The organism is Dietzia timorensis, from assembly GCF_020742175.1.
In the GTDB taxonomy this organism is placed as follows: domain Bacteria; phylum Actinomycetota; class Actinomycetes; order Mycobacteriales; family Mycobacteriaceae; genus Dietzia; species Dietzia timorensis_A.
This window is the reverse complement of record NZ_DYXM01000213.1, coordinates 1-3,831: the sequence shown is the minus strand read 5'-3', so window position 1 is coordinate 3,831 and position 3,831 is coordinate 1. Positions and strand designations below refer to the sequence as shown.

The following is a 3,831-nucleotide window of genomic DNA, read 5'->3' as shown; positions in this document are numbered from 1 at the left end:
CCCTGCGCACGGATATCGGCGGGAACACGCTCGAGCGCCATCACGGCGACAGCGCCGGCGTCCTCGGCGATCTTCGCCTGCTCCGGGGTCACGACGTCCATGATCACGCCGCCCTTGAGCATCTCCGCCATACCGCGCTTGACGCGGGCAGTGCCTCGCTCGTTCTGGGACTCGTTCGCGGTGCTCAAGGTGCCTCCTGGGTAAACGCTATTCACATAGAATCGATTTGCCCCGCCGGTGATCACGGCAAGGCCAGACGTCTAATTGTAGGACGGATCGACCAGCTCGATGTATTCGGGCATCGGCGCCGATCCCGCAAGGCGGAACCAGGACACGACCTTCTTCTCCCGCAGCCGGCGAGTGTCCCGAACTGCATCGTTGTAGAAACGCCGAGCCATTTCGAGCCGGTCCCCCACATCTGTTGCTTCGGCGCGCAGGTGCGGCCCCATCGACTCCGGCGGCAAATCGGACAAAGCGCTGGTCAGATCGTTTTCCGCCTGCTCGATGCCGGTTTGGGGGGCACCAGGGGTGAACTTGTCCGCAGAGCGATGTTTGGCTCGGGCGGCGCAGCTGTGAAGCCATTCGGCGGCACGCTCGTCGTGTGGGCCGAGTCCCTCGGCAATGGCAACAGCCACGGTATGACGTCGGAGGAACGCCTCATACAGGGCGGCCGCGGCCAGATCCGTGCGGATGTGTAGGCGGTCGAGGCGGTGAGCGGTGAGATAGGCGAGCAGCGCCGCCGACGCCACGAGGACCACGGCGATAATCGAGACTATCCACCACATCTAGCGTTCCCCTCCTTCGCCGCGGCCGCGTCCGCCGGAGGGATTCGCCCGCACGACGTCACGGAAACGTGCGCCCCCGGACACTCGCACCTTTTCCCCTGGTGCGCGGACGGTCTCGTACACGCGAAGCACACGCGTGCATACGACAGGCCAGTCGTATCCCTCGACGGCTTCGGTCGCTCGGGCGACGAGGTCGGCGCGCCGCGAATTCTCCTCCAGCAGCGCCACAAGGTGCTCGGCGAGCGATTCGGAGCGGCCTGTGGCGAACAGCTGGCCGCATTCGCCGTCACGGAGAACCCGGCGGAAAGCGTCGAGATCGGAGGCGAGGACCGCGGTGCCCGCCGCCATCGCCTCGACGAGAACGATGCCAAAGCTCTCTCCCCCAGTATTCGGGGCACAGTACACGTCCGCCTCGGCGAGCGTCCGAGCCTTCTCCTCGTCGTCGACGCGGCCGAGGAAACGGACGCCTCCGGTATCTCCGAGTAGCGCCAGCGCCTCGTCCTTGTCGCCGCCGCCCATCACCCACAGTTCCGCATCGGGAATTCGCTCGCGGACCGTTCGCCAGGCCCTGAGCAGCACGCCTAGCCCCTTGCGGGGCTCGTCGAAGCGACCGAGGAAGGTGACGGCGGGCGGATGCGGCTCTCCGTCGTCATCGCGCCGGTTCCGCTCCGTGCACACTTTGTCGCGTGCGGCCTTGTAAAAGGAAACGTCGACGCCGTTGGGGATCTCGACCGCGTCGGAGCCGAGTGCCTGCACCTGCCAGCGGCGCGCCACATCGGAGACCGCGATGCGCCCGCGGATCTTCTCGAGGAACGGCGAGAGCACGCCCTCGAAGGTCTTTAGCACAAGCGAGGACGCGGTTGAGGTGTGGAAGGTGGCAACAATCGGGCCCTTTGCGATGGCCAGTGCGAACATCGAGGTGCTCGGCGCGTTCGGTTCGTGAATGTGAAGCACGTCGGGCTCGATGTCGGCGATCCACCGCTTCGTCGCGCGCCACGTGGGGTAGCCGAAGGACAGACGCGCCACCGATCCGTTATAGGGAATCGGCACGCCTTTGCCGACGAGCGTGGTGAATTCGTCCGGTTCGGTGCCGCGCTCGCCCGGGGCGAGAATGAACACCTCGTGTCCCTGCCCGCGCATCTCGCGCGCAAGGTCCATGATGTGGATCTGGACCCCACCGGGGTGGTCGAACGAATAAGGGCAGACGACACCGATACGCATCAGGTGTGTTCTCCGGATCCGCGAGGCCCCTCGGTTCCGGCAAGAAACGCCTGGCGGTCCTCGTCGAGGTCCTCGAGCCATAGTGGCTGGAGCATGTGCCAGTCCTGCGGGTGTCGGGCGATACCTGCAGCGAAGGCGTCGGCCAAAAGCTGGGTGCCCTGCTCGACAGTCCCGCTCACGTCGATCGGATCGTTGGCGACGATGCGCATGTACGTGTCGTCTGCATAGAACAGTTCCGCGTACATCAGCGTCGCGCCGGTTTCCTGCGCGAGCTTCACCGGCCCTGCGGGCATGCGCGTTTTCGCGCCGAAGAAATCGACCTCGACGCCTGTGCGGCGAAGGTCGCGCTCGCCCATGAGGCACACGATCCCGTTGTCGGCGAGCACCTTCTTGAGTTCCGGAAACGCCCCGGTCTGTCCGCCGGTGAGCGGGAGCACGGTGAAGCCCAGGCTCTCCCGATAGTCGACGAAGCGTTGATACAGCGACTCCGGCTTGAGACGTTCGGCGACGGTCGCGAAGCCTCCGTAATGGGTGGTCAGCCACAGCCCCGCGAGATCCCAGTTGGCCGAATGCGGCAGCGCGAAGATAAGGCCGTTTCCTCTTTCGAGCGCGGCATCGAGATTGTCCCGTCCGACGATGTGCTCGGTGATGTTGTCGACCAGAGCCTTGCGATCCATCGTCGGAAGTCGAAACGCCTCGCGCCAGTATCGGGCATACGATCGCATCGATTCGCGGATCAGCCAATCGGGTACGGCGGCAGGGCGGACACCCAGCACGCGAGCGAGGTTCGCCCGTAGCTGCGCATCGTCGTCCATCTTCCGCCAGGCCAGATCGGCACCGGCGTTGAACAGCCCGCGGGCCACCCGGTCAGGGAGGGCGCGAACGGCCATCCACCCAGCGGCGTAGCCGAGATCGGAAGCCCGCTCGGCAAGCGTCACCTCGTTCGCGGAGTTCTCAGAAGCTTGCGCCATCTACTGTTCCTTCTCGTGCGGCGGACGTCCGCCGTCGGCCTGGGGTTCGGACTTGAGGTACGAGGCGCGACCGCCGAGAACACGCTGCACGACCGTGATCACGGAACCGATAGCCACGATGCTCACTCCGATTTCCAGCATCCACGGTATGCCGAGTCCTTCGAGCCCGGCGCCGACGAGAACGATGACCAGACGGTCCGCGCGTTCCATGAGTCCACCGGGAGTGGCGAGGCCGCCGGCGTCGGCGCGGGCCTTCGAATAGGAGACGACCTGGGAAAAGGTGAGCGCGATGAGCAACATCACGATCGCCATGGAGTTGTCGGGTTCGCGGTGGATGACGTACCACAGCAGTGCGCCGAGGATCGCCCCGTCCGCGATGCGGTCGGACACCGCGTCGACGAGCGCACCGTACGGGCTGCCCGTGCCCCCGGCGCGGGCCACGGCCCCGTCGAGCAGGTCGAAGAGGGTGCACAGCCCGATGACGATCGCACCGGCGAACAGGTAGCCGTTGCCGAAGAGCACGATGGCCGCGGCCACGGTGGCCGCCATGCCAACGAGCGTGATCATGTTCGGCGTGATACCGGCCTTGACGAAGACGCCGGCGATCCGTGGGGCGACCTTGTTGACGCCGCTTCTGCCGTGTTCGCTGAGCATCTCCTACCTTTACATTCTTCGCACTGTGTAGCGCCGCGAAATACTCGCCACTTTCTACGGGCGTCCCGGGACCGTGTGCCAGGCCTCGGCGAACAAGCGCCGCGTCTCCCCGAGCAATTGAGGAAGCACCTTGGTGCCCCCGAGGACGGTCATGAAATTCGCGTCGCCCACCCAGCGGGGCACGACGTGTTGATGAAGGT

4 protein-coding genes and 2 pseudogenes are annotated in these 3,831 nt (G+C 65.7%); all 6 read right to left on the bottom strand.

Translation table 11 applies throughout. From position 1 onward, the window contains the following. Positions 1-188 (bottom strand): annotated as a pseudogene (locus K8V11_RS10650) (pyridoxal 5'-phosphate synthase lyase subunit PdxS); the annotation flags it as partial. A gap of 72 nt (positions 189-260) precedes the next feature. Continuing rightward, the gene (locus tag K8V11_RS10645) at positions 261-785 is read right to left on the bottom strand and encodes an NUDIX hydrolase (protein ID WP_303913829.1); all 525 of its coding nucleotides are present in this window, start codon (positions 783-785) and stop codon (positions 261-263) included. Then, positions 786-2,006, bottom strand: coding sequence for a glycosyltransferase family 4 protein (locus K8V11_RS10640; protein ID WP_303913827.1), 1,221 nt, complete (start codon positions 2,004-2,006; stop codon positions 786-788). Beyond that, on the bottom strand, positions 2,006-2,944 hold the full coding sequence (locus K8V11_RS10635) for a phosphatidylinositol mannoside acyltransferase (RefSeq protein ID WP_303913832.1): 939 nt from the start codon (positions 2,942-2,944) through the stop codon (positions 2,006-2,008). Before K8V11_RS10635 ends, K8V11_RS10640 begins: the two co-directional genes overlap by 1 nt. Before the next feature lie 33 nt (positions 2,945-2,977). Further along, positions 2,978-3,631 carry a phosphatidylinositol phosphate synthase gene (gene pgsA / locus K8V11_RS10630; RefSeq protein WP_303913825.1) on the bottom strand — a complete coding sequence of 218 codons (654 nt, stop codon included), beginning with the start codon at positions 3,629-3,631 and terminating at the stop codon, positions 2,978-2,980. Between the two features lie 54 nt (positions 3,632-3,685). Beyond that, positions 3,686-3,831 (bottom strand): annotated as a pseudogene (locus K8V11_RS10625) (diadenosine tetraphosphate hydrolase); the annotation flags it as partial.